This window comes from Streptomyces sp. NPDC007896 (genome assembly GCF_042959425.1).
In the GTDB taxonomy this organism is placed as follows: domain Bacteria; phylum Actinomycetota; class Actinomycetes; order Streptomycetales; family Streptomycetaceae; genus Streptomyces.
In genome coordinates, this window is record NZ_JBIBKX010000020.1 from 75,749 (window position 1) to 100,414 (window position 24,666).

The window sequence follows — 24,666 nt, forward strand, 5'->3', positions numbered from 1 at the left end:
CACTCAGCTGCTGGGTCTCTTTTCGCGACTCTCATATGCTGGGGGGATGAGAAGGACTTCGTTCGCGAACTGGCCCTGCTCCATCGCGCGCACCATGGACTTGCTTGGAGACTGGTGGACTCCTCTCGTGCTGCGTGAGGCGTTCTACGGAATCAAGCGTTTTGACGAGTTCCAGCAGGAGCTCGGGATCGCGCGGAACACCCTGGCGGACCGGCTGCGACGCCTGGTCGACGAGGGCCTCATGGAGAAGCGCTCCTACCAACACGACCCGGTGCGCTACGACTATGTCCTCACCGAGATGGGGCGTGACTTCTTCGGCGTGCTGGCGGCCATGAACGGCTGGGGCAACCGGTGGCTGGCCGGCGAGCAGGGGGCTCCCGTCGTCTTTCACCACGACCGCTGCGGACACCAGGGCGAGCCGGAAGTCGTGTGCGGTGCATGCAAGGAACCCATGACCGCGGCGGACACGCATCCGCGGATGGGCCCCGGGTACCCGCCGCACCTGGCGGAGCGTCCGGACATCCGGCACCGGTTCACGCCATGACTCGACGGCGCCTACCCTGCGGGTGAGACGCGGGCGCCAGAACGATCCGCATTCTCATGCGGGGCGTCGGTCGCCCGGGGCCCGCGCAGGTTTCTTCGCGGTCGATGTCGGGCCGGTCGACGGGAATGCCGGTGAGTGTCGGGCTGGATTCGCTCGGCCCGTAGCCCTTTAGCACGGTGGTGTTCAGTCGTTTGGCCGGCGACTGGGCCAGGGCGACCCCTTGCCGCGCAACGGCTCCACAGCAGTTTGAAGGCGGCCGCGGAGGCGTCCGGCTCCTGCCCGCCGAGGAGGGCCTCGGCCGTGCGCTGCCCGGGGCAGCGCCGCTGTTCGACCTGGATGTGGCACCACTCGATGCGGGCGATCCTTGACACGTAAGTCTATCTACGAAACTCTCAAGGTCAGGGGCACAACAGCAGGGAGGCTGAGCGGCAGATGGAGTGGACAGGCGCACGGTATGCGGATACACCGACGGTCGAGGTGGACACCTGGATCGACGCTCCCCCGGAGCGGGTGTGGGCACTGGTGTCAGATGTCGAGCTGATGCCCGGCATGAGTGCCGAGCTGCAGTCAGTGCGGTGGCAGGACGGGTGCTCAGGCCCAGCGCTGGGCGCCCGGTTCATCGGCCACAGCAAGCACGACGCCCTCGGCGAGTGGGAGACGACTTCGTACATCGTGGAGTACGAACCGCTCCGGGTGTTCGCCTGGGCCGTGGAGGACCCCGACCGGCCCACCGCGCTGTGGCGGTTTTCCCTCCAGTCACGCAACGGCGGTACGCAGCTGAGTCAGTGGATGCGGATGGGACCCGGCCGCTCGGGGCTGTCGTTCGCGATCGACCGGATGCCGGAGAAGGAGCAGAAGATCGTCTTCGTGCGGATGCGCGAGTTCGAGACCGGCATCACCAGCACCTTGACGGCAATCAAACAGCGCGCCGAGGCGGGAACCACCGGAAGGACGGGTGTCTGATGCGCACGGCGACCACCATCGAAGCCTCCGGCGGCTCGTGGCAGGAGACGGTCGACTTCGTCACCGAGGCCGAGAAGCTCGGCATGGACATCTGCTGGGTGGCTGAGGCATGGGGCTCCGACGCCCCCTCGCCGCTTGGCTACCTCGCCGCCCGCACCCATCGCCTCCTGCTCGGCTCCGGCATCATCCAGCTCGCCACCCGTAGCCCCGTAGTGATCGCCCGCACCGCGATCACGCTCTCCCAGATCTCCCAGGGACGCTTCCTGCTCGGACTCGGCCCTTCCGGGCCGCAGGTCATCGAGGGCCTGCACGGCGTGCCGTTCGCCCGCCCGCTGTCGCGGATGCGGGAGACAGTGGAGATCATCCGGCAGGCCACGACAGGCGAGAAGATCACCTACTCGGGGCGGGAGTTCCAGATCCCGCTGCCCGGTGGCGAGGGCAAGCCCATGCGCCTCTCCACGCGCGCCGAGCACGACATCCCCATCTACCTCGCCACGCTTTCCCCGAAGATGCTTCACCTCACCGGTGAAGTCGCGGACGGCTGGCTGGGCACGAGTTTCGTCCCCGAAGGCGCCAAGGAAGCCTACTTCGACCACCTCGACGCCGGCCTGGCGGCGGCCGGCCGCTCCCGCACCGAGTTGGACATCTGCCAGGGTGCGGAGGTCAACTTCGCCGAAGACGAGGAACATCTGCGCGCGCTCATCGCCCCCCGTAAGAAGGACCTCGCCTTCAGCCTCGGCGGGATGGGTTCCGGAAGCACCAACTTCTACAACGACGCCTACAGCCGTCAGGGCTGGGCCGATGTCGCGACGGCTGTGCGCGAACGCTGGCAGTCCGGCGACCGTGAGGGTGCCGCCGATCTGGTCACCGACGACATGGTGCTGGGTACCACCCTCATCGGCACCGAGCAGATGGTCCGCGACCGCTTGCGGATCTGGCGCGACGCCGCTGTGGACACCGTCCGCTTCTATCCGGCAGGGGACACCCTGGAAGCCCGCCTCACCACCCTGGGCCGCGCCATCGATCTCGTACGCGCCATCGAGGACGAGGACGAGGACGAGGGCGAGGGCGAGGGCGAGGACAGGGCACGGCCGCGGCAGAAAGCGGGCGAGTAGCTCTCCCCGGTACTCGATCAAGACGTGCGCCGCGAGTTCGAGACCGACTTCTACGGACCGTTGCATGTCACGCCGGCGTTCGTGGCGTTATTACCTGCTCGAGTGGTGCACCGGGCGGGGCTGCGCCCGCGTGGGGCCGGTTCCCGGGCATGAGCTCGGGAACCGGCCCGTCTTCGTCAGCGCGTGCCGAGCTCTTACTGGCCGAAGCCGTAGGCGAACAGGTGGTCGGTGCCCGTCGAGCCCGTCACCGGCAGCGTGATCGACGCCACCTGCTTGGACGCGTCGAGCGGGACCTTCGTGGCGAAGACGTAGGTCTTCACGTTGTCCCGGCCTCCGCTCCCGGTGTTCCGGTAGGCCGTCGTGACGGCCGTCGTGTCACCCGCGAGCGGCTTGCTCGACCCGCCGTTCAGTGTCCAGTCCGAGAAGCCGACGGTCGACTGGGAGGTGGTGCCGTCGGTGTAGGTGACGGTCACCGTGCCCGAGACCCCGCTGCCGTCGGTCGGCGCGTTGGCCGCCGTGCCCAGCAGGCCCAGCGACGCACCCGACGTGCCGGCCGGCATCGGGATGGTCTGGCCGGCCATCTCCAGGTTGTCCAGCTGACCGGACGTCACCGTCGGCCAGGTGTAGGAGACGCCGTCGACCGTGACGGTGGACCCGCTCGTGACACCCGCCGCCGACAGCGCGTTCTGCGAGAACGCCCAACCGCCGCCGTCGAAGCCGCCCGAGTAGCCGGCGCCGTCGGGGTAGATGCCCTCGTTGGTGTCGTACGGCCACAGCGCACCGGCCTTGGCCACCGCCACGCGGAGGGTGGCCCCGCTCACGGCCGTACCGGTGCTGTGGTCGGTCAGCGCGAAGGTGACCGGGAAGGTTCCCTCGTCCGCGCCCGCCGTCACGTGGACCTTCGCCTCGGCGCTGCCCGAAGCGGGCACCGCCACCGAGCCGGAGGCCGTGTCCAGCGTGACGCCTGAGGGCGCCGTCGCCTTCCAGTCGACCGTGACGGCCTTGCTGCCGAGGTTGGTCAGGTCGAGCGTGCCGTCACCGGACGCGCTCGGCTGGAGCACCAGGCCGTCGCTGGAGGGGCCGGTCGCCGCCAGTACCCGGTCGCCGCCCGTGGTGTCCGACGGCGGTGCCGCCGACGGGTCGGACGCCCAGGACTTGTCGGGCTCGGTGCCGAGTGTGAAGTCGACCGTGCCCGCGCCCGCCAATTGCTGGTACGTCAGCCAGGAGGTGTTCCACTCCTTGCCCTTGACGTCGAGCGACTGCACGTACGGCGCGTCGGGCGCGGCCTGCGGCGCGTTGATCTGCACCGACTTGCCGTTGCCGAAGGTCACCTTGGCCACCGGGAACGCCGGGCTGCCGAGCGCCAGGGTGTCCGTGCCCGGGGTCTCCGGGTACATGCCGAGCTCGGACCAGACGTACCAGGAGCTCATCGCGCCGAGATCGTCGTTGCCGAACGAGCCGACCGGAGCGTTGAAGTACAGGTTCTGCTGGGCCTTGCGGACAGCCGCCTGGGTCTTCCACGGCTGGCCCGTGTAGTCGTACTCCCAGGGGATCTCCACGCTGGGCTCGTTGCTCAGGTCGGCGTCGGTGTTGCCGGGGCGCGTGATGTTGTCGAGCAGGCTGTCCAGGAAGGACGAGTACGCCTGGGCACCGCCGCGCGCCTGGATGAGCTGCTGCAGGTTGAACGGGACCATCGGCGTGTACTGGGCCGAGGTGCCCTCCACGAAGCCGTTGGAGGTGCCGGGGGTGAAACCGGTCGCGAACTGGCCGTCCTTGTTCTTGCCCTGGGCGTAGCCGGTCTGCGGGTTGAAGACGTTCATCCAGTCCTGGGCGCGAGTGGCGAACTTCTCGTACACGGCCGTCTTGCCCAGCGACTTCGCGAAGGCGGCGACGGCGTAGTCGGCGGAGTCGTACTCCAGCTGCGTGGAGACCGGGCCGTAGAAGTTGCAGCAGCCGTAGTCGTTCTCGTCCAGCGGGAGGTAGCCCTTCGTGTCCCGCACCGACTCGCCGGGGCGGTCGTTGTTCGGGGCGGTGGCCTCGTGCTGCAGGGCGGCGAGCGCCTTGTCGGTGTCGAAGCTCCGGGCGCCGAAGGCGTACGCGTCGGCGATGATGCCGGCGGCTGGGTCGCCGACCATCACATAGCTCTCGCCGTTGTTCGAGGCCCACTTGGGCAGCAGGCCCGTCTGGTCGTAGCCGTTGAGCATCGAGGTGACGACGTCGCTGGTGACCTTGGGCTCGACCATCGCCATCAGCTGGGTCTGGGAGCGGTAGGTGTCCCAGCCCGAGTAGTTGGCGTACTGGGCCTGCTGGCCCTTTGCCAGCTTGTGGACCTGGTTGTCCATGCCCATGTACTGGCCGTTGTCGTCCGAGAAGACGTTGGGGTGCAGCAGCGCGTGGTAGAGCGCCGTGTAGAACTGCACCTGCTGGTCCGAGGACCCGCCGCCGGTCCGGATCTTGTTCAGTACCGCGTTCCAGGCGTCGTGGTTCGCCTGCTCGACGGCGCCGAGGTTCCAGTTCTTGATCTCGGATGTGAGGTTGTCCGCGGCGTTGGCGTCATTCGTGTACGAGATGCCGACCTTCGCGCTCACCGTCGGGGTCGAGGAGGTGTCGAAGGTCAGGTACATGCCGTTCGCGCCTGTCGTGGGGGGCTCGACGGCAGCCTTGTTCGTGGTGGACGCCCCGGACCCCGCATCGGCGCTGGGCGCCGGGGACGGCGTGCTCGAGGATGTGGTGCCGCTCCCGTGCACGGTCGGGGAGGGCGCCGCGGGAACGGTGAAGTGCCTCTCCTTGAGCGGTTTCGACGGGTGCGTCTGCAGGTTCTGCTGCGCCCTGCCCGCCTTCAGCGACGTCGCGCTGGGGTTGATGGTGCTGCCGACCCAGGTGCCGCTCGCGGTGAACGGCCGATCGAACTTGATGTCGAAGTGCAGCGTGTACCTGTTGTTCGCGCCGCAGAAGTGACCGCTGTCGATCGAGCCGCTGATCTCCTTCTTGTTCACCACCTGGACTCGGGTTCCGTCCACCTGCGTGGCACCCCCACTGAGCTTGAACAGCAGGTTCGCCTGCTGGCCCGCGGGGAAGGTGAAGGTGCCCAGCCCCGCACGGGTGGTGTCGGTCAGCTGGGTCTTCACCCCGTTCGCGTCGGTGACTTTGTAGTACCCGATACCCGCCTGCTCGTCGTCGTGGCTGAAGCCGACGGACGTGTCGCCGAGCTTGCCCGACAACGCTCCGGTCACCGGCAGGACGGGCAGGTCGCCCGCGACGCCGCAGCCGGGACCCGAGACATGGGTGAGGCTGAAGCCGGAGATCTTGTTGTCGTTGTACTCGTAGCCGCCGCCGGAGGGGCGGTCGGGCGTCGTGTCGGGACCCCACTGCACCATGCCGGCGGGCATGTCGGGGCCGGGAAAGGTGTCCACCGCACCGGAGGTGCCGATGAGGGGGTTGACGAGGGACGCGGGGTCCGTCACCAGGGCCGGCGTCGCGGCATGGGCGCCCCCGATCGCCGGGAGTGGGAGTACGGCGATGCCCAGGACGGACACCACCGCCAGGCGTTGGCGGAATCTCATTCGGTCATGTGGCGCCGTTGAACGTCGAGGTCTGACCATCGGTTGCCTCCGCAGCGGTTGGCGCTTCGCACATCGGTGCTGACGTCCCCCGGGAACGGAAAACGCCAGCGGTGGGCAACGGCGTCGGTCGCTCCGACGGCCTGACAACGTTGCCATGCACGAGAGTTGAGTGAAACGCGAGTGCTTGCGGCATGTCAACGAGCCCAACAAGACTTTCTGAGTGCGAAGTTCACAGAGGGACGCTCTCAGCGCCTGGAGTGTGGCGTCGTGTGCCCGGACGATGCCGGCCACGATGGCCGGACCCAGACCCGGACCCGGACCCGGACTCAGACCCAGACCCGGACTCAGACCCGGACTCAGACCCAGGCCATGGCCCTGCGGCGGGCCAGGACCCGGCCCAGGCTTTCGCCCGCGGTCGGGCCGAGCGCTACGAGGCCTGGCGCGCCCAGATCCGCGAACTGGCCGAACGAGGTGTCACCGAAGGGGAGTTCAGCTCCGACGACCTGGACGGCCGCACGGTCCGCTGCCCCGCCCTCGCCGACGGTCTCGCCCCGCAACGGCTGCGGCGGGCACCCCCGCCGAGCACCGAGGACGCACGCCGCCACCTCAACCGTCTGATCGAAACGGAACTCCGACGGCGGTCGTGAGACGGTCGTCGGGCCCCGCACAATGGTGCCCGGCACCGAACAGGAGGACCCCCGCATGTCCCGCAACCCCGAACGGAAATACCGCGTCGTCACGTCGTTCCAGCGGCGGATCGGCAATCCGCTCCTGAAACGCCTGCCGATCCAGACCCTGCTGGAGACCACGGGACGCACATCGGGGCTGCCGCGCCGAACCCCGGTGGGCGGACGTCTGACAGGACGGGAGTTCTGGTTCGTCAGCGAGTACGGCGAGCGTTCGCAGTACGTGCGCAACATCCAGGCGGACCCGCGGGTCCGGGTCCGCGTCCGGGGCCGCTGGTACACCGGGACCGCCCATGTGATGCCCGAGGACGACGCCCGCGCGCGACTGAAGAGCCTGCCGCGGTTCAACAGCGCCGCGGTGCGGGCAATGGGTGCCCGTCTGACGACGGTGCGCGTCGATCTCACGGACTGATCCCTGCCGCGCGGGGAATTGCGCGCCCTGCATGGAATTCCCATTTGCCTTTTCCGAAAAAGTGTGGGCACGGGCTTTGCGTGCCTTTCCTTGCCCACACTTCGGGGCTGTTCGTCAAGTGCGAGATCGACAATATTCAAAGGGATGGAACGCGCCCGGAGCGGCGCCGAAAGAATGCTACGGTTGAGCCTCGTCCCGAGTCCGGATCGCGTGCCGTATCGGCACCCTGGCCTCGGATTGCACAGCGAGTGTTCCGTTTCATCAGACTCCGTTCACTCTTTCGTCTCCCCGATCACGGCACCGGCATTTCATGTCTGCGGCGTGGTCGGGGGCACTGTTTCCTGCGCACTCCCTGGAGTACTTGATTCATGTCTGCTGAGAGCGTGACCGCTGTTGCCCCCGCGGGGCCGGATACATCCGGTTCCTCGTCCGGAGGCAGGCATCTCGGCCTGGCTCTTTTCGTGATCGCCGCGGCCCAGTTGATGGTCGTCCTGGACGCCACGATCACGAATATCGCCCTGCCCGCCATCCAGACCGACCTGGGCGTCTCCGACGCGAACCTCGCCTGGGTCGTCAACTCCTACGCGCTGGCCTTCGGAGGCCTGCTCCTGCTCGGCGGGAAGGCGGGTGACCTCTTCGGCCGGCGGAAGATGTTCCAGGTCGGCATAGCCGTCTTCACCCTCGCCTCCCTGCTGGGCGGACTGGCGCCGAACGAGAACCTGTTGATCGGCGCGCGCATCCTGCAGGGCGTCGGTGCCGCACTCGCCGCGCCCAGCGCCCTGGCCCTGATCACCACGACGTTCCCGGCCGGAAAGTCGCGCAACACCGCGATGGGCGTGTACGCGGCGATGGGCGGCGTAGGCGCCACCGTCGGCCTGCTGCTCGGCGGCACGCTCACCGATGTTCTCGACTGGCGCTGGGTGTTCTTCGTCAACATCCCCATCGGCCTGGCCGTTCTGGCGGGCACCCGCACCCTGGTCGAGGCGGAGCGCCACCCCGGCCGCCTCGACGTCCCCGGCGCGATCACCGGCACCGGCGGCCTGATCGCCCTGGTCTACGGCATCACCCGGGGCGGCGAGGACGGTTGGACGGGCGGCCTCACCCTCGTCTCCTTCGCCGCCGCGGCCGTACTCCTGGCCGCCTTCCTGTTCCTCCAGGCCCGCACCGCCGACCCGATGATGCCGCTGCGCCTCTTCAAGGACCGGACCCGGTCGGGCAGTTACGCCACCATGCTGTTCATCGGCGCGGGCATGTTCGCCACCTTCTACTTCCTGACCCTCTACATGCAGCTGATCCTCGGCTACAGCCCCGTCAGGACCGGCTTCGCCTACCTGCCGTTCAGCTTCGGCATGGCGATGGCAGCGGGCGTCAGCTCCAAGCTGGTCGCGCACCTCGCGCCGCGCCTGATCGCCGGCCCCGGCCTGCTGGTCGCGGCCGTGGGCATGTTCTGGTTCGCCACCCTGGAGCCGGACTCCTCCTACACCGCGCATCTGATGCCGGCGATGTTCGTGACCGCCCTGGGCCTGGGCATGAGCTTCGTCCCGATGACACTCGGAGCGGTCAGCGGCGTCTCCCACCAGGACACCGGCGTCGCCTCCGCGCTGCTCAACACCGCCCAGCAGATCGGCGGCGCGCTTGGCCTCGCCATCCTGTCGACGATCTCCACCTCCGCGGCCGACGACAAGCTGTCCGAGGCGGCCGGCTCCCTCTACCGGGGCCTGGCCACCAAGGACTTCGCCCTGGTGGCCAAGGCGGGGGACGCGCTGACCCACGGCTACACGATGGCCTTCCTCGCCGCCGCGGTCATGTTCCTGGCCGGTCTGCTCGTCACCGCGTTCGCCATCAACGCGGGCAAGCAGCAGCACACCGAAGGCGCCGCCCCGGTCCACATGGGCTGACGCCCACCCCGGCATCACCACGACGGACGGACAGGGAAAACCGTGCCCGCCCCACGGCCACGCGCCGCGGGGCGGGCACGGTCCTCCCGCCACTGGAGCGCACCATGACGAACCCATACGCGCAAACGGACCCCCAGGACCCCGAACTCTCCCCGCCCTGACCCGCGCCTTCGCCCTGCTCGGCAATCGCCTTCCTCATCCCGCTCGCCGCGTTGGCGGTCCGGGCCGAGGAACACCTGCCGCCGCATCCCGACCGACCCCGCCACAAGACGCTGGCGGGGCAGCCCTGAGGACCGTCAGCCGACGCGGTCCGTTATCACCCGGGTGATCTCGCGCGTGATCCGCACGATGCCGGGGGAGCGGACCGGGCAGGGCTTCGGCGTGGACGTGGTCGGTGCCAGGCAGAAGTGCAGATAGTCGTCGTCGCGGTGGAGGGCGGTGCGGTCGCGGCCCGGCTCGGTGCAGTACGCCGGATGGTCGTGCTCGTACGCGGTGCACGGCAGGTACTGCGCCCATGTGTAGCGGGCCGTCGCCGGGCTCACCGTCCTCCCGGCGTCGGCGATCAGGTCGTGGGAGGCCGCGGCCTGTGCCTTGTAGAGCGCGTTCACGCTCCGGATCCGCTCGGGGGTGATCGGGTCCGGGCCCTGCGACACCCAGACGATCCGGGGCCGCCGCGCGCCGCCCGCGTCCGCGATCTGTTCGGTCAGTCGCTTCATGTCCGCCTCGTACCGCTTGAAGTACGTGGCCGGTTCCTTGTCGTACGTGATGCCGTCCATGCAGGGCGTGTAGCCCCAGGAGTTGCCCCAGAACTGAAGCACCACGAAGTCCGGCCGCAACGAGCGCACCAGCGCGGCGGCCTTGTCCGCGGGCGGTACGAGGGATCGCTCCCCGGTCCCCTCCAGGTAGTCGCAGAGGGTGGTGCCGGAGTAGGGGGCGCTCGTGTAGCGGGCGTTCACCTCCTCCCGGAGCGACTGCCCGAGCACCTTCTGGCTCTCCATGGCGAGCGAGTCCCCGAGGTAGAGAACGGTGGGCGCCTTCGCCGCCGCGTCAACTGTGGTGGGAGCCGTGGGTGAGGCGGCGGGGCGCTGGCGGGTGGTCGTGGCCGGTGACGGAGCGGCCGTGGGCAACGCGGGATCCGGCGGCGACTGCTCCGGCCCCGACGCGGGATCCTCGCACGCGCCGAGCAGCAGCCCGGCCAACATTACCCCCACGATCCACGGCCTCCGCATGAAGCAACTCCCGCCCCGCCCGCCGAAAGGGGTCCCCAGGCAAGCACAGCGGGGCAGAAGGCGGAAGACGTACGTCGGTCACGGCGGGGTCGGGCCTCAGACCGGGGGTCGGTGGCGGATGCGGGCTGCCAGCAGCGCCACGTCGTCCTCCGCGTGCCGGGCGTCGAGCCCTACGAGGACCGCGTCGAGAGCCGCGTCGACACCGGTCCCGGGAGGCAGCCGCAGCCCGGCCAGCCGGGCGAGCGAGGCGTCGATGTCCTCGCCGCGCCGCTCCACCAGTCCGTCGGTGAACATCACCAGGGTGTCCTCGACAGCGAGCGCGCGGGTGACCGCCTCGTAGCCGCCCACGCCGGTGCCCAGCGGCGGACCGACCGTCAGATGCAGCAGTTCCCCGGTGCCGTCCCCGGCGAACACGACCGGCGGCAGATGCCCGGCGCTGGCCAGCGTGGCCGTGCCCCGGGCCGGGTCGACCTGGACGAGCAGAGCGGTCGCCGGACGCCGGGTGCTGTCCTCGGAGACGGCCGCGTCCAGGCGGCGCAGCACCCGGTGCGGAGGCAGATCCGTGGAGGCGACGTAGCGCAGCATCGAGCGGTACGCGTTCATGTCCACCGCGGCGTCCAGCCCGTGCCCCATGACGTCGCCCACCACCAGCAGGGTGCGCCCGAAGTGCAGCCGTACGGTCTCGAACCAGTCCCCGCCCACCAGGACGCTGCTGCCGGACGGCAGATAGCGGGTGGCGAGGTCGAGGTTGGGATGCGGGCGGCCCGGTTCGGACAGCAGAGCCCGCTGCAGGGACAGCACGGTATCGCGTACGGCGTCGTGCTGCTGTGAGTGGCCGAGGTGGACGGCCGCGAGCCGTGCCGCGTAGTGCGTGACGGCGGTTCCCCGATCGCTGAAGGCCTGCCCCTGTCGGACGGCCAGCAGCACTCCGTACAGGTGGCCGTGTGCCAGCAGCGGCACCGTCATGACCTCCCGGGGGACCGTGCCGGACAGGTCGAGCGACGCCGTGATCGGAAGTCCCTCGTCGAGCGCCTGGACGGACAGCGGGCGGGCGCCGTGCGCGGTCCAAGGGGTGAGCAGCTCGGAACGGCCACCCGTGGCGACACGGGTCAGGTTCGGCTCGTGCGAGTGCTCGGCGGCCGGGACGTCGGTGGGCAGCAGATCCACCGCGGCGGCGTCGCAGACCTCCCGGCACACGAACTCCGCGAGCTCTTCGCAGGTGGTCCGCTCGTCCAGGGTGGTGCCGATCGCCTCGACGGCGTCCTCCATCGCGGCGAACGACGCCCCTGCCCCCGTAGCGTCCTCACCGCCTCGGCCCGTCATGCCACCTCCACCGCCGCACACACGTCTGGGGTCCATCCACGCACGCGCGTCGCCGGCGCGCATGCTCAGATGCGCGGCGGAAAGTCGTTCACCAGCACGGCAGCCCCGTCGAAACGACCGGCCTTGAGGTCCCGCAGGGCCTGCTGTGCCTCGGACAGCGGGTAGGCGTGCGTCGTGGCGCGTACGCCGTGGCGGGCCGCCAGCGCCAGGAAGTCCTGCCCGTCCCGGCGGGTGTTGGAGGTGACGCTGCGCAGCTCCTTCTCGTAGAACAGGTCGCTCTCGTAGTGCAGTGGCGGGGTGTCGCTCAGATGGATCCCGGCGACCGACAGGATTCCGCCCCGGTCGAGGGCCCGCAACGCGACCGGGACCAGATCGCCGACCGGCGCGAACAGGATCGCGCTGTCCAGTGGCTCGGGCGGCTCGTCGTACGCGCCCCGGGCGGACGCGGCCCCGAGCTCCAGCGCGAGCCGCCGCGCGGCCGGGTCACGCGTCAGTACGTGCACGGTGGCGCCCTGCGCGAGGGCCAGCTGCGCGCACAGATGGGCGCTGCCGCCGAACCCGTACAGGCCGAGCCGTCCGCCGGGCGGCAGCGCGGCGCGCAGCAGCGCGCGGTAGCCGATGATGCCCGCGCACAGCAGCGGCGCCAGCGCGACGTCGTCCACCTCACCGGGCAGCCGGTAGGCGAAGGCCGCCGGGACGGTCGTGTACTCCGCGTATCCGCCGTCGGCGTCCCAGCCCGTGTACTGCGAGGCCGCGCAGAGGTTCTCGGACCCGCGCGCGCAGTACCCGCACGTGCCGTCCGTACGGCGCAGCCAGGCGACGCCCACCCGGTCGCCGACCGAGTGGGCGAGCACGTCCTCACCCGTCGCCGCGACCACACCGACGACCTCGTGTCCTGGCGTCACCCGGGGCCGCCGCACCGGCAGGTCTCCCTCGCTGACGTGCAGGTCGGTGCGGCACACCCCGCACGCGCGCACATGGACGAGAAGCTCGTCGGCCGCCGGCACCGGGATCGGCCGCTCGACGAAACGCAGCGGTTCTCCCTCGATCGGCCCGGGCCTGGCCACTTCCCACGCGTGCATCATCCCGTGTCCCCGTCCCGTCGACGACCACCCGAGCCCTCTCTCCAGTGTCGTCCAGGGCGTCCCGCTCGGCGCGCGGCCCGGACGGAGGCTGGCTAGCGTGAAACCGGAATGGACCGTAACGAACCGTAACGAACCGGGAAGAGTGGAACGCCATGGCCGTACAGCCCGAGGGAACGCCCTGCTGGGCGGACGCGATGTTCAGCGATGTCGAGGGAGCGAAGAGTTTCTACGGTGACGTGCTCGGCTGGACGTTCGGCGAGTCGTCCTCGGAGTACGGCAACTACACCCAGGCCTACGCGAACGGCAAGGCGGTGGCCGCCGTCGTCCCGCCGATGCCCGGCCAGGAGGGCCAGTCCGCCTGGTGTCTGTACCTCGCGTCGCCCGACGCCGACGCCACCGCCCGGAAGATCCGGGCCGACGGCGGTGAGGTGCTGATGGAGCCGATGCAGGTCGGCGACTTCGGCACGATGGTGATCGCCCGGGACCCGAGCGGTGTCGTCTTCGGCGTCTGGCAGCCCGGCCGGCACGAGGGCTTCGAGGCCCGGGGCGTGCCCGGCGCGTACTGCTGGGCCGAGGTCTTCACCCGCGAGCCCGAGAAGTCGGACACCTTCTTCTCGGCCGTCTTCGGGTACCGCATGAAGCAGCTGGACGACGCCGCCGTCGACTTCAGGCTGTACGACCTGGGCGAGGATCCGGTCCTCGGCCGGATGCGGATGACGGACGACTTCCCGCCCGAGGTCCCGCCGTACTTCAACGTGTACTTCACCGTCGAGGACTGCGACGCCGCGGTCGCGAAGGCCACCGAACGGGGCGCGATTCTCCGCTTCGGGCCGATGAGCAGCCCGTTCGGCCGGTTCGCCGCGCTGAGCGACCCGCAGGGCGCGGCGTTCTCCGTGATCGACGTCAAGACGACCGAGGGCGCGATGCCCAAGGCGACCGACGTGTCCTGAACGGACCGCGGAACCCCCGCGGACCGGCCGCCCCGGAGAATGGCGGAATTCCTCCGGGGCGGGCCGGGGCCTCTTGTCTCAGGGGCAACCATGCGCATGCGGTGCTCGTCCCCTCTTGTGGTTGCGGCACGTTCGAGCGGCCGAACCCCCCACAAGGATTGCGAGCGAAAGAGACCCCATGCTCCGCATTCACTTCACTTCGGACGATCTGCAGAACATTCGAGTGGCCCGGCAGCCTGATCCCCTGTGGGAACTGATGTGCAGTGTCTGCCGTCTGGAAACCGGCCAGGGACCGCTGGAATTCGGACATTGGCGCCGCTCGGCGCGGCAACGATTCTCCGGCGACTCGAACCTGGGCCGCGCACTGCGCCCGCTGCGTGCCCTGATTCCCGCCACCGGCTACATTCCGGACTTCCTCACCCCGCCGGTCACCGGTGGCGGTCTTTCCGCCGGACTCGACCAAGTGCTGCGCACACCGCGTGTGCAACTGGTCCGCGAACTGACGCGGCTGGCCGAGTCGCGCCCGGTCCCGAACTGGACCGTCTCGCTGGGCAGACCGGGCAGCGACGGGCTCAAGGTGCTGGCGAACTCCCTGGGGATCTACTTCCGCGGTCTGCTGGAACCGCACTGGCCGCACATCCGCACGGCGGTGGGCAACGATGTCGGGGTGCGCGCCCGAGCCCTCCTCGACGGCGGTACCCAGGCACTGCTGGAGAGCCTGCGCCCGGTCGCGCGCTGGAGTGCCCCGGTGCTCGAAGTGGACTATCCCGTCCAGCGCGACCTGTATCTGGAGGGCCGAGGACTTCTCCTGGTGCCCTCCTACTTCTGCTGGCGCAGACCGACCGCGCTGGCGGACCCCGGTCTGGATCCCGTGCTCGTCTACCCCGTGGCGAAGACTCCGCTCGCCGTCGCGGACGGTACGGACGACGGGGTCGAGCGCCTGCTCGGCCGCACCAGGGCCGCCGTACTGACCGAGGTCGCCGGTCAGAGTGCCCGCACCACCTCCGAGGTGGCCGAGGCCGTGGGGATCGCGCTGCCCAGCGCCAGCTACCAGATCGGCGTGCTGCGCGACGGGGGACTGGTCGCCAGCCACCGTGACGGCAAGTACGTCCTTCACACGGCGACGCTGCTGGGTCTGCGGCTGCTCGGTACCAGCCCCCGGGTCCGGGAGAGCATGCTCCGGCCCGTGCGGGGAGTCGCCGCCGGACCGTGACATGATCGGGGACATGCTTGAACGTGTGGTGGCCGCCTGTGACGGGGCTTCGAAGGGAAACCCGGGACCGGCCGGATGGGCGTGGGTCGTGGCCGACGGCGCGGAGACGCCGACCCGCTGGGAGGCGGGAGCGCTGGGCACGGCGACGAACAACGTCGCCGAACTCACCGCGCTGGAGCGCCTGTTGACAGCGATCGCGCCGGACGTCCCGCTGGAGATCCGGATGGACTCCCAGTACGCGATGAAGGCCGTCACGACCTGGCTGCCCGGCTGGAAGCGCAAGGGCTGGAAGACGGCCTCCGGAAAGCCGGTCGCCAACCAGGAACTGGTCGCCCGCATCGACGAACTCCTCGACGGCCGCACCGTGGAGTTCCGTTACGTCCCCGCCCACCAGGTCGACGGCGACCGGCTGAACGACTTCGCCGACCGCGCCGCGAGCCAGGCCGCCATCGTCCAGCAGCCCGCCGGCAGCGACCTCGGCTCCCCGGAGCCCCCGCCGTCCCCCGACACCCCGGCCCCCGCCGGGCGCCGCCGCACCACGGCCGCCGCCTCCGCCAAGACTCCCCGGCAGGGCACGTCGGCCCGTACGATCAAGGCCAAGTTCCCGGGCCGCTGCCTCTGCGGCCGCTCGTACGCGGCGGGCGAGCCCATCGCCAAGAACGGCCAGGGCTGGGGGCACCCCGAGTGCCGCACGGCCGAGCCGAGCAACGCCTAGTACTTTCCCTGCCTCGGTCTCCTTCGGGGGCTGTCCGCCGAACACTCGGCGGACAGCCCCCGAAGTGCGTGGCGGACAGTAGTGCGAAGACGGGGCGCGTCGGGGAGGATGTGGGACCTTCGGCACCGGCCGGGTGCATGGGGCCTTGGCAGGGGGTTGTGTGGAGGCGCTGGAGGCAGGGGACCCGCGACAGGCGGGGCGCTACCGGATCGTGGCGCGGCTCGGTGCGGGCGGGATGGGGCGCGTCTACCTGGGTCGCTCGCCGGGAGGGCGGGCGGTCGCGGTCAAGGTGGTGCGCCCGGAACTGGCGGACGACGGTGACTTCCGACGCCGGTTCGCCCGGGAGGTCGCCGCGGCCCGACGGGTGAACGGCGTGTTCACCGCCGGTGTGGTCGACGCCGATCCGGACGGTTCGCCCGCGTGGCTGGCGACCGCGTACGTGCCCGGGGTCCCGTTGGGTGATGCCGTGGCGGCGCACGGGCCGTGGCCCGAGGGCTCGGTGCTGGCGCTCGGCGCGGGACTTGCCGAGGCACTGGAGGCGATCCACGCGGCCGAGGTGATCCACCGGGACCTCAAGCCGTCGAACATCCTGCTCGCCTCTGACGGACCACGGGTGATCGACTTCGGGATCTCGGTGACCGGGGAGGCGAGCGCGCTGACCCGGACCGGGGTGGCGGTGGGCACGCCGGGGTTCATGTCTCCCGAGCAACTGACCGGCGAGCCGGTCGGGCCGGCCAGTGATGTCTTCTCCCTGGGCGCGGTCCTGGCCTTCACCGCCACCGGGGCCGGGCCGTTCGGGACCGGTTCGGCGCACGCTCTGAGCTTCCGTGTCGTCCACGAGGAACCCGACCTGCGCCGACTCCCGCCCGACTTGCGGGCTTTGGTGGCCGAGTGCCTCGCCAAGGAGCCCGGCGGGCGGCCCACCGTGCCCACGTTGCTGGACCGGCTGGCCCGAGCCACCGGCGACGCACCGTCCGTCAAACCCGCACCGTCGCAGGCCGGTTGGCTGCCGGAGCCGGTGGCCGCCGCCGTGCACACCCGCATCGCCACACAGCCCTCGCCCGAACCGTCGGCGCGGGCGGCGCCGTCCAGGCCGGGGGAGTGGCCCGACGGTGACCGGCCGCCGTCCGCCGATGCCGCCGGTGGCCCGGCGGGGCCGTCCCGCCGACGGGCCCTGCTCGGCGTGGGTGCCGGTGTCGCGGGGCTCGGGTTCGGCGGCTGGAGCATCTACGACAGCAGGTCCTCCGCCACGCGAAGACGCGAAGCCGGGTCCGGCGAGCGGCGCTGGCGCTTCCAGGTCGGTGGCCTCGTGTACGCGTCGCCGGCCGTGGCCGACGGTCTGGTGTACATCAGCAGCAGCCGCAATCTGTGCGCGGTGGACAGCGCCACCGGCGAACAGCGCTGGAAGCGCCCCAGGACCGGTGTCGGGTATTCGTCACCGGTCGCTGCCCGGGGGACCGTCCTCCTCAGCAGCGTCGACGAGAACCTGTACGCGCTGGACGGTGCCACCGGCAAGGAACAGTGGAGGTTCACCCTCGGCAGCGTCGGTTCCCAGTCGCCCACCGAGGCCGGTCGGGTCGTCTACATCGGCGGTGAGAACGGCAACCTGCACGCCGTGGACATCACCGACGGCAGTGAAAAGTGGCACTTCTTCGCCGGTGGCGTGGTGGCCTCGTCTCCGACCGTGGCAGACGCGGTGGTCTACTTCGGCAGCTATCACAGCCTGTTCGCGGTGGACGCGGCCACCGGTGAGCAGCGGTGGAAGGCCACCACCGACGGCAGCGTGTTCACCCGGCCTGCCGTGGTCGACGGGGTGGTCTACGCCGGCTCCGAGGGCGGCACCCTCCTCGCGGTGGACGCCGTGACCGGCGAGCGGCGATGGAAGACGGCGGTCGGCGGTGTCGTGTCCTCGTCGCTGACTGTGTCCGACGGAGTGGTCTACGCCGGCAGTGACGACGGCAACCTGTACGCGGTGGACGCCGCCACGGGCCGGCGACGGTGGAAGTTCCCCATCGGCAAACGCGCGCTCTCCTCGCCGACCGTGTCCGACGGGGTGGTGTACGTCGGCGGCGGCGACCGCCACCTGTACGCGGTGAACACCGCGACCGGCAAGCAACGGTGGAAGTTCGCCACCAGCGGGGCCGTGTACTCCTCGCCCGCAGTGTCCGACGGGGTGGTGTACGTCGGCAGCGAGGACGGCTACCTGTACGCGGTGACGCGATGACGGGTCGCGACGGAACCCGACGGGGGAGGACGAAATGGGGCACGAAGAGCTACTGACCGCGGATGTCGAGGCCCGCGTGCTGGCCGAAGCCGACAGATGGCTGCGGGCGGGGCTGAATACCGAGCCCTGCGACCGGCCGAGGGCCGAGGCCTCGGTCGCCGCCGTGTACCGCGCCCAGGGTCTGCCGGTCCCGCGGACCGTCGTATGGATGGGCTCCCCGCTGGGCGGCGCACTGGCGTCCTGGGTACTGCGCCACGGGCGGGAGGACCGGCTCGACGGGACACTGTTCACCGATCTCGCCGCCGGTCCACCCCTGTGGCTCTCGCCGGAGTTCGCGCGGCGGGCGGAGGAACGGATGCGCGGGCAACTCCCGGCGGGTGACGGACGGCCGCAGGCCGCTCGCGCGAGACGGCCGCTGACCAGCGTCTTCTGGGACACCTCCGAAGCGAGGGCGCGACTGGTACGAGCCCTGGGCGAGCCCCTGTACGACACGCTCGGCCTGCACTGGGAGCGCGGGGAGTCCGGCGCCTACGAACTGGAGGAGGAGATGAGCCGTGTCCTTTCCCGGTCGGCGAACCCTTCGCCGGGGCGCTTCGGCGGGCTCGTGCAGCGCCGCCTTCAGGGCAGGCTCCGCGGTCCGGTGCCGGAGCGCATCGTTCGGCCCGTCCGCGTCATGGACGTCATCACCCCGCCACCGCCGCCGAGCCGGGAGGAGATCTACTTGCGGCAGGAGTTCGGCGGCAGGCTGGACAGCTGGTCCGCCGCGAGGGAGTTGATCCACTGGCGTTGCATGCTCGCCGCCGCCGGGCTGCCCGGCTCACCCGCGCTGGAAGCCTTGCAGGAGGCCTTGTACCAGGTGGGCGCCTGGTGGCCGCTGGAGGACGCCGTCGTCCTCACGGAGCGCCCCGTCGCCCTGCTGCACCAGGACGAGACGGGCACCACCGCGGCGCACGTGCGGATCGCGTACGAGGACGGCTGGCAGGTGGAGGACGCGTAGACGAGAGGTGTGAGGCCCGGTCGTCCCTCCCGGTGAGGAGAGGCGACCGGGACCGGGTCTGTGAACGCGCGGTCAGACGGTGTCGAAGGTGTAGAACGCGGTGTGATCCAGCAGGTCTGCCGGTTTCACGTCGTTCCACGGCTTCATGGTCTCGTCGAGGTCCACGACGTCGGGGGTGCCGGAGAGCGGCAGATAGCCGGAGGCGGGGTGGCGGCGCTGCCAGTCGGCCCAGAGCTTGTCTATGTAGGCGTGGTGCAGCCAGAAGACGGGGTCGTTGGGGGAGACACCGGTGGCCATCTGGCCGCCGATCCAGACGTGTACCCGGTTGTGGAGGTTGACGCCGCGCCAGCCCTCGAGGTGATTGCGGAAACCGTCCGAGGAACTGTTCCAGGGCGCCATGTCGTACGTCGCCATGGCGAGCACGGAGTCCACCTCCGCGCGGGTCGGCAGCTCACGGGCGCCGCTGCCGAGCGAACGCCGCAGATACGTACGGCCGTCGACGCGCACGCTGATCGGCCAGTTGCCCGCGGAGGCCGCGAAGGGGCCGTCCATCACCCGGCCGTCCAGGCTGCGCCCGGTGCCGCCGAGGAAGTCGGGGGCCCACAGGGTGGAACGGGTCGAACGGTCGGTGCTCCAGTCCCAGTACGGGAGGGCGACGGAGGCGTCCACGGACTGCAGCGCCCGCTCGAACTCCAGCAGGAATCTGCGGTGCCAGGGCAGGAAGGAGGGCGAACGGTGGCCCGTCCGTTCGCCGTTGTCCGTGTCGCCGAGGATGAACGCGTTGTGCGTGGTGACGAAGGCGTCGTACCGGCCACTGCGCTTCAACTGGAGGAGCGCGTCGACGAAACGCCGCTTCTCGTCGGCGGTCAGGTTCGCCTGGTTCTTGCGTACGGTCATGTGCGGGACTCCACGGTGTGCTGACGGGGCTGGGTCACTGCTGGGGCATGGGCATGGGCATGCCGAGGGGGACGAGTGGTGCCCCCTGGAGTTCCACGACCGCGGCGCGGGCGGCGGCGCGCGGGGTGGGCACCGGGTCGTAGTGGCTGACGACGCTGATCCAGCTGCCGTCGGCGTTCTGCATCACATGCAGCTCGACCCCGTCGATGAACACCGCGTACCCGGCGCCGTGTTCGTGGTGGTGGCCGCCGGCGGCACGGCCCGTGATGCGACGGCCCCGGTACACCTCGTCGAAGGCCTCGGGCCCGCCGTGGTGTCCGGTGTCCGCGGCCCTGGCCACGGCGACGGTCTGGGTGCCGGCCGCGGCGGCGAGGGCGGCCGCGGCCCCGAGGGCACGGCGACGGGTGAGTTCCGGCATGCGGAGACCTCCTGCGATCAAGCTCGGTCGATGACCCGATATGCCTATCGGTTCGTCGGAGAGTGGGAGAAATCGCCGAATGTCGGTTGGCCGCGATCAGGACAATTAAGTAAATGTCGTGCAAGGTTGAACGAAGATGATCTCGCTGTGAGGGTGTCCGTGATCGACCGGAAGGCGGAATTCCTCCGGCCGGTGGACACTCCGCCGATGATCTTCCCGGGTCGGCCGGTGGCGGGTGGCGCGGCTCACGCCCGCAAGCTGGCGCGAACCGCGGGGGTCGCGCCGGCCTGGTACTTTCTGCGATCAATCGACCGCTCTGTGTGACTGGCCGGGGTGCGCGTGTGGACCGTGTGCGTCGGTGGCGGACCCGCGAGCCTGTACATCTCGATCCTGACGAAGCGCCAGGACCGCAGGACGGCGCTTGGAGGCGCTGCGCCGGTTCAAGCGGTGGCTGGGTCCGCGCATGGCGCGCACGGTGCAGGCCCGCTCGCGCCGGCAGCGCCCCCTGAAGTAGGGCGCCCATTGGGTGAATGGCAATTCACCAGCTATGGTGAATTGCCATTCACCCCCCTCTTCGCGCCGACTTCTGGAGAGTTCATGGTGGCACTGCGTGACCGACTGACGGTCCCGGTCCTCGCGCTCGGCGGGAGCCTCATGGCCGTCATGCAGGTGGTGGTGGTGCCGCTGCTGCCCGACCTGCCGCGGCTGACGGGTGCGTCGGCGGGTGCCGTGTCCTGGATGGTGACGGCGACGCTGCTGACCGGAGCGGTGCTCAACCCCGTGCTGGGCCGCGCCGGCGACATGTACGGCAAGAAGAAGGTGCTGCTGATCGCCCTCGGGATGATGACGGTCGGCTCGCTCATGTGCGCCCTCACGTCCGACATCCGCATACTCATCGCGGCCCGAGCCCTGCAGGGGGCCGCGGCCGCCGTCGTACCGTTGTCGATCAGTCTCCTGCGGGACGAACTGCCGCCCGAGCGCACGGGTTCCGCGGTGGCGCTGATGAGCTCCACCGTCGGGATCGGCGCCGCCCTCGGCCTCCCGATCGCCGCCATGGTGGTCCAGTACGCCAGCTGGCACGTCATGTTCTGGGGGACGACCGCGATCGGCGCCCTCGGGACGGCGCTGGCCTGGTGGGCGGTGCGCGAGTCGCCCGTCCGCGAGCCGGGCCGCTTCGACATGACCGGCGCGCTGGGCCTGGCCCTGGGGCTCTCCTGTCTGCTGCTGGGGGTGTCACAGGGCGGCCAGTGGGGCTGGAGCAGCCCCCGGGTCCTCGGCCTGTTCGTCGGGAGCGTCTGCGTCCTCGGCCTGTGGTGGGCTCAGCAACTGCGCGCCGAACGTCCCCTGGTCGACCTGAAACTGGCGACCAGCCCCCGCGTCGCCCTGCCCCATGTCGCGGCGCTCCTGACCGGGTTCGCCTTCTACGCCAACTCCCTGGTGACGGCACAGCTGGTACAGGCGCCCAAGGCGACCGGCTACGGCCTCGAACTGTCCATCGTGGCGACGGGCCTGGTCATGCTGCCCGGCGGGGTGATCATGCTGCTGCTCTCGCCGGTCTCGGCGCGTATCTCGGCGGCCCGCGGTGCCCGGGTGACGCTGGCCCTCGGCACCCTGGTCATCGCCGCCGGCTACGGCATACGCATCATCAACAGCCACAGCCTGCTGGTGATCCTGCTGGGCTCCGCGGTCTGCGCGATGGGCACGGCGTTCTCCTACTCGGCGCTGCCCACCCTCATCCTGCGCGCCGTGCCCGCCGGGCAGACCGCGTCCGCGAACGGTGTCAACGTGCTGATGCGCACCGTCGGCCAGGCCGTGAGCAGCGCCGCCGTCGCCGCCATCCTGGTCCACCACACCAGCCTCGTCGGCGGTGCCCCGATACCCACGCTGCACGGCTATCTCCTGGCCTTCGCCATGGCGGGTACGGTCGCACTGGTGGCCTGTGCCGCCGCCCTCGTCATACCCGCCGACCCCACCCTCCGTGACACCCGACGGGCCTCCGGCAGTTCGGACGCACCTCGGGACGAGGCATTCGAAGGAGCCTGAGCACCGTGTCCACTCCGCCCCCCGGCCTCAGCGCGACCCCGATCGCCCCACCGCGCCGCGACGCCGAGGCCACGAAGGCGGCCATCCTCCGCGCGGCCCGCCATCTGATGGCCCGGCACGCCCACGCGGACATCACGCTCAAGGCGATCGCCGACCGAGCGGGGGTGAGCGCTCCGCTGATCCTCAAGTACTTCGGGAACAAGGACGCGCTCTTCGGGCGCGTGATGTCCTTCGAGACGGACGCCGCCGCCCTCCTGGACGCACCCCTGGACCAACTCGGCCCCCACATGGTCCGCCAAGTGCTCGTCGGCCAGACCGAGCGCGGAGCCGACCCCGTCCTGCGGATCATCTTCGCCCCGCGCCAGGGCGACCAGGGCGACATCATGCGCGCCAACTTCCGCACCCAGGTCAGCGACCGCCTCGCCCTGCGGCTGAGCGGCCCCGACGCGGACCTGCGCGCCGAACTCGCCGTCGGCACACTGCTCGGCCTCGGCGCGATGTACGGCATCGCACGCGGCACCCGGCTGCGCGCGACCGCGATCGAGGACATCGTCGACCGGTACGGCCCCACGGTCCAGGCACTCCTGACGCCGTGAGGCGAAGGGCGCTGCCGGACACGAACGCCCGCGTCCGTCTCAGTTCACGCCGTTCGGACGGAACTGGACGCTGATCCGAGGCCCCGCCGCCCGCGCCGTCTTGGGAATGGCGTGCTCCCAGCTGCGCTGGCAGGAGCCGCCCATCACGATGAGGTCGCCGTGTCCGAGTGGGCGCCGTACGGTCTCCCCGCCGCGGCGCGGGCGCAGCAACAGGTCGCGCGGCGCGCCCAGGGAGAGGATCGCGACCATGGTGTCCTCCCGAGCGCCCCGCCCGATCCGGTCCCCGTGCCAGGCCACGCTGTCGCGGCCGTCCCGGTAGTAGCACAGGCCCGCGGTGGTGAACGGTTCGCCCAGCTCAGGGGCGTAGTGCGCGGACAGTGTCCGTCGCGCCTCGTCGAGGATCGGGTGCGGCAGCGCGTCGCCCGCCCGGTAGTACGCGAGCAGCCTCGGTACGTCCACCACGTGCTCGTACATCTGCCGCCGCTCCGCCCGCCACGGCACCTCGTCGACGAGCCGGGCGAACAGGGCGTCGGCGCCGCTGAGCCATCCGGGCAACAGGTCGATCCAGGCCCCGTCGCCCAGCACCGTCCGGCGCATCGCGGTCAACTGACTGAGGTGGAGCTCGTCGGTCTGGTCGAACAGCGAGCCTTGGAGGTGCGTGGACATGCCCCCAGCGTACTCCGTATTCGAATATACGTTCCATTGTGATGCTCAGGGCCTGACATCGGCCTCCGCGAGGGTGTCGGCCTCCGTGAGGACCGCGTGGATGACGTGCTCGGCGTTGGCGGCGATCACCGGATTGGTGACGCGGTAGTACGGGAGCTGGATGAGCGCCATGGACAGGGCCCAGCCGCGTCCCCGTGCCCAGGTGGCGTCGTCGGCGCCCGCCGCCTGCCGGAAGGTGTCCCGTGCCTCGGCGGGGAGCAGGTTCCAGGCCGGGATGAGGTCGCAGGCCGGGTCGCCGACGCCGACGGTGCCGAAGTCCAGAACGGCGTCGAGCCGGCCCCCGCGGGTGAGCAGATTGCCGGGCATCAGGTCGGAGTGGACCCACATGGGCGGACCGGTCCACGCGGGCGCGGCGAGCGCCGCCTCCCAGGCGGCCGTGGCGGCCGATGTGTCGATCGTGCCGCGCAGCTCGTCGAGCGCGGCGCGTGTCGTGGCATCGACGGTGGACAGGGGTACACCCCGGTAGGCGGTCGGCCCGTCGGGCAGTCGGACCCGGCGCAGCGCGGCCACGAAGGCGCCGAGGTCGGCGGCCAGGGGCCCCGGATCGGTGAGACGGCCGGCGCGCGGGGGTTCGCCGTCCAGCCAGCGCTGCACCATCCAGGGCCACGGGTAGCCCTCGCCGGGGGTGCCGGTGGCGAGGATCTCGGGGACGGCGGCCGGGAGCAGCGGGGCGAGCCGCGGCACCCAGTGAGCCTCCTTGCCCACGTCCTCGGCGCCCCCTTCGATCCGGGGGAGGCGTACGGCCAGGTCGTCGCCGAGCCGGTACAGGGCGTTGACGGTACCCGCCGACGGGAAGCGCTTCAGGGGCAACTCGGCCCACCGTGGGAACTGCGCGGCCAGCAGTCGTCGCACGAGCGAGGCGTCGATCGGGAACTCGCCGGGACGCATCGGGCCCTCGGGGATCGTTTGCGCTTCTGATTCTCTGTCGGACACGGGGCCCAACTATGCCTGCGACGAAGGCGGTTCGCGCTTCTTTTTCGCGGCAGGCAACCTGGCGTACGCCGTCGCCGTCTTGATCCGCAACGGGTGGGCGACGTGACGACCGCGACGTGGACGGATTTCCGAGTGG

At 70.6% G+C, this 24,666-nt stretch carries 21 protein-coding genes and 1 pseudogene; 14 read left to right on the forward strand and 8 right to left on the reverse strand.

Translation table 11 applies throughout. The features are described from left to right. Positions 1–94: 94 nt before the first annotated feature. The 4 genes and pseudogenes from ACFZDJ_RS44575 to ACFZDJ_RS44590 all read left to right on the forward strand — a co-directional run. Positions 95–544, forward strand: coding sequence for a winged helix-turn-helix transcriptional regulator (locus tag ACFZDJ_RS44575; protein ID WP_391067964.1), 450 nt, complete (start codon positions 95–97; stop codon positions 542–544). 432 nt (positions 545–976) lie between these two features. Then, a complete protein-coding gene (locus tag ACFZDJ_RS44580) occupies positions 977–1,507 on the forward strand; it encodes an SRPBCC family protein (RefSeq protein WP_391067967.1) in 531 nt (176 codons plus the stop codon). Further along, positions 1,507–2,622 (forward strand): LLM class flavin-dependent oxidoreductase, encoded by a 1,116-nt coding sequence (locus ACFZDJ_RS44585; protein WP_391067970.1) that lies wholly within the window; start codon positions 1,507–1,509, stop codon positions 2,620–2,622. Before ACFZDJ_RS44580 ends, ACFZDJ_RS44585 begins: the two co-directional genes overlap by 1 nt. A gap of 3 nt (positions 2,623–2,625) precedes the next feature. Then, positions 2,626–2,715 (forward strand): annotated as a pseudogene (locus tag ACFZDJ_RS44590) (short-chain dehydrogenase); the annotation flags it as partial. A gap of 101 nt (positions 2,716–2,816) precedes the next feature. Here ACFZDJ_RS44590 and ACFZDJ_RS44595 read toward each other — a convergent pair. Continuing rightward, the gene (locus tag ACFZDJ_RS44595; RefSeq protein ID WP_391067973.1) at positions 2,817–6,185 is read right to left on the reverse strand and encodes a lectin; all 3,369 of its coding nucleotides are present in this window, start codon (positions 6,183–6,185) and stop codon (positions 2,817–2,819) included. A 191-nt stretch (positions 6,186–6,376) separates the two neighbouring features. Here ACFZDJ_RS44595 and ACFZDJ_RS44600 point away from each other — a divergent pair, with 191 nt between their 5' ends. The 3 genes from ACFZDJ_RS44600 to ACFZDJ_RS44610 all read left to right on the forward strand — a co-directional run bounded on the left by ACFZDJ_RS44600 (position 6,377) and on the right by ACFZDJ_RS44610 (position 9,181). Next, complete coding sequence (locus tag ACFZDJ_RS44600) at positions 6,377–6,832, forward strand: TetR family transcriptional regulator C-terminal domain-containing protein (protein ID WP_391067976.1); 456 nt, start codon at positions 6,377–6,379, stop codon at positions 6,830–6,832. 55 nt (positions 6,833–6,887) lie between these two features. Further along, the gene (locus ACFZDJ_RS44605) at positions 6,888–7,283 is read left to right on the forward strand and encodes a nitroreductase/quinone reductase family protein (protein WP_390933179.1); all 396 of its coding nucleotides are present in this window, start codon (positions 6,888–6,890) and stop codon (positions 7,281–7,283) included. 368 nt (positions 7,284–7,651) lie between these two features. Beyond that, positions 7,652–9,181, forward strand: coding sequence for a DHA2 family efflux MFS transporter permease subunit (locus ACFZDJ_RS44610; RefSeq protein WP_391067979.1), 1,530 nt, complete (start codon positions 7,652–7,654; stop codon positions 9,179–9,181). 296 nt (positions 9,182–9,477) lie between these two features. On the opposite strand, the gene ACFZDJ_RS44615 is transcribed toward ACFZDJ_RS44610, so the two are convergent. The 3 genes from ACFZDJ_RS44615 to ACFZDJ_RS44625 form a co-directional block, all read right to left on the reverse strand. Continuing rightward, the gene (locus ACFZDJ_RS44615) at positions 9,478–10,410 is read right to left on the reverse strand and encodes an SGNH/GDSL hydrolase family protein (RefSeq protein WP_391067981.1); all 933 of its coding nucleotides are present in this window, start codon (positions 10,408–10,410) and stop codon (positions 9,478–9,480) included. Between the two features lie 96 nt (positions 10,411–10,506). Then, positions 10,507–11,733, reverse strand: coding sequence for a SpoIIE family protein phosphatase (locus tag ACFZDJ_RS44620; RefSeq protein WP_391067984.1), 1,227 nt, complete (start codon positions 11,731–11,733; stop codon positions 10,507–10,509). Between the two features lie 65 nt (positions 11,734–11,798). Continuing rightward, positions 11,799–12,815, reverse strand: a complete 1,017-nt coding sequence (locus ACFZDJ_RS44625; RefSeq protein ID WP_391068137.1) for a zinc-binding alcohol dehydrogenase family protein — start codon at positions 12,813–12,815, stop codon at positions 11,799–11,801. A gap of 155 nt (positions 12,816–12,970) precedes the next feature. On the opposite strand from ACFZDJ_RS44625, the gene ACFZDJ_RS44630 reads away from it, so the two are divergent. The 5 genes from ACFZDJ_RS44630 to ACFZDJ_RS44650 all read left to right on the forward strand — a co-directional run bounded on the left by ACFZDJ_RS44630 (position 12,971) and on the right by ACFZDJ_RS44650 (position 18,917). Further along, positions 12,971–13,768 carry a VOC family protein gene (locus ACFZDJ_RS44630; RefSeq protein WP_391067988.1) on the forward strand — a complete coding sequence of 266 codons (798 nt, stop codon included), beginning with the start codon at positions 12,971–12,973 and terminating at the stop codon, positions 13,766–13,768. Between the two features lie 178 nt (positions 13,769–13,946). Further along, positions 13,947–14,981 (forward strand): helix-turn-helix domain-containing protein, encoded by a 1,035-nt coding sequence (locus tag ACFZDJ_RS44635; protein WP_391067991.1) that lies wholly within the window; start codon positions 13,947–13,949, stop codon positions 14,979–14,981. Position 14,982: 1 nt separating this feature from the next. Next, entirely contained in the window at positions 14,983–15,696 is a 714-nt protein-coding gene (locus ACFZDJ_RS44640; RefSeq protein WP_384924091.1) for a ribonuclease H, read from the forward strand. A gap of 160 nt (positions 15,697–15,856) precedes the next feature. Further along, positions 15,857–17,920: a PQQ-binding-like beta-propeller repeat protein gene (locus ACFZDJ_RS44645; RefSeq protein WP_391067994.1), complete on the forward strand. Its 2,064-nt coding sequence runs from the start codon at positions 15,857–15,859 to the stop codon at positions 17,918–17,920. Between the two features lie 34 nt (positions 17,921–17,954). Then, positions 17,955–18,917 carry a DUF6745 domain-containing protein gene (locus tag ACFZDJ_RS44650; RefSeq protein WP_391067998.1) on the forward strand — a complete coding sequence of 321 codons (963 nt, stop codon included), beginning with the start codon at positions 17,955–17,957 and terminating at the stop codon, positions 18,915–18,917. Between the two features lie 72 nt (positions 18,918–18,989). Here the strand turns inward: ACFZDJ_RS44650 and ACFZDJ_RS44655 are convergent, their stop codons facing one another. Then, positions 18,990–19,814: a tyrosinase family protein gene (locus ACFZDJ_RS44655; RefSeq protein WP_390933172.1), complete on the reverse strand. Its 825-nt coding sequence runs from the start codon at positions 19,812–19,814 to the stop codon at positions 18,990–18,992. A 34-nt stretch (positions 19,815–19,848) separates the two neighbouring features. Beyond that, positions 19,849–20,232, reverse strand: coding sequence for a tyrosinase family oxidase copper chaperone (locus tag ACFZDJ_RS44660; protein WP_391068001.1), 384 nt, complete (start codon positions 20,230–20,232; stop codon positions 19,849–19,851). A 597-nt stretch (positions 20,233–20,829) separates the two neighbouring features. Between ACFZDJ_RS44660 and ACFZDJ_RS44665 the strand changes: the two genes are divergently transcribed. Next, positions 20,830–22,275, forward strand: coding sequence for an MFS transporter (locus ACFZDJ_RS44665; RefSeq protein WP_391068004.1), 1,446 nt, complete (start codon positions 20,830–20,832; stop codon positions 22,273–22,275). Next, positions 22,272–22,871, forward strand: a complete 600-nt coding sequence (locus tag ACFZDJ_RS44670; RefSeq protein WP_101407139.1) for a TetR family transcriptional regulator — start codon at positions 22,272–22,274, stop codon at positions 22,869–22,871. Before ACFZDJ_RS44665 ends, ACFZDJ_RS44670 begins: the two co-directional genes overlap by 4 nt. A 39-nt stretch (positions 22,872–22,910) precedes the next feature. Here the strand turns inward: ACFZDJ_RS44670 and ACFZDJ_RS44675 are convergent, their stop codons facing one another. Both ACFZDJ_RS44675 and ACFZDJ_RS44680 read right to left on the reverse strand, forming a co-directional pair. Further along, a complete protein-coding gene (locus ACFZDJ_RS44675) occupies positions 22,911–23,537 on the reverse strand; it encodes an alpha-ketoglutarate-dependent dioxygenase AlkB (protein WP_391068007.1) in 627 nt (208 codons plus the stop codon). A gap of 45 nt (positions 23,538–23,582) precedes the next feature. Next, positions 23,583–24,485, reverse strand: coding sequence for a phosphotransferase (locus ACFZDJ_RS44680; protein ID WP_391068140.1), 903 nt, complete (start codon positions 24,483–24,485; stop codon positions 23,583–23,585). Between the last annotated feature and the right edge of the window lie 181 nt (positions 24,486–24,666).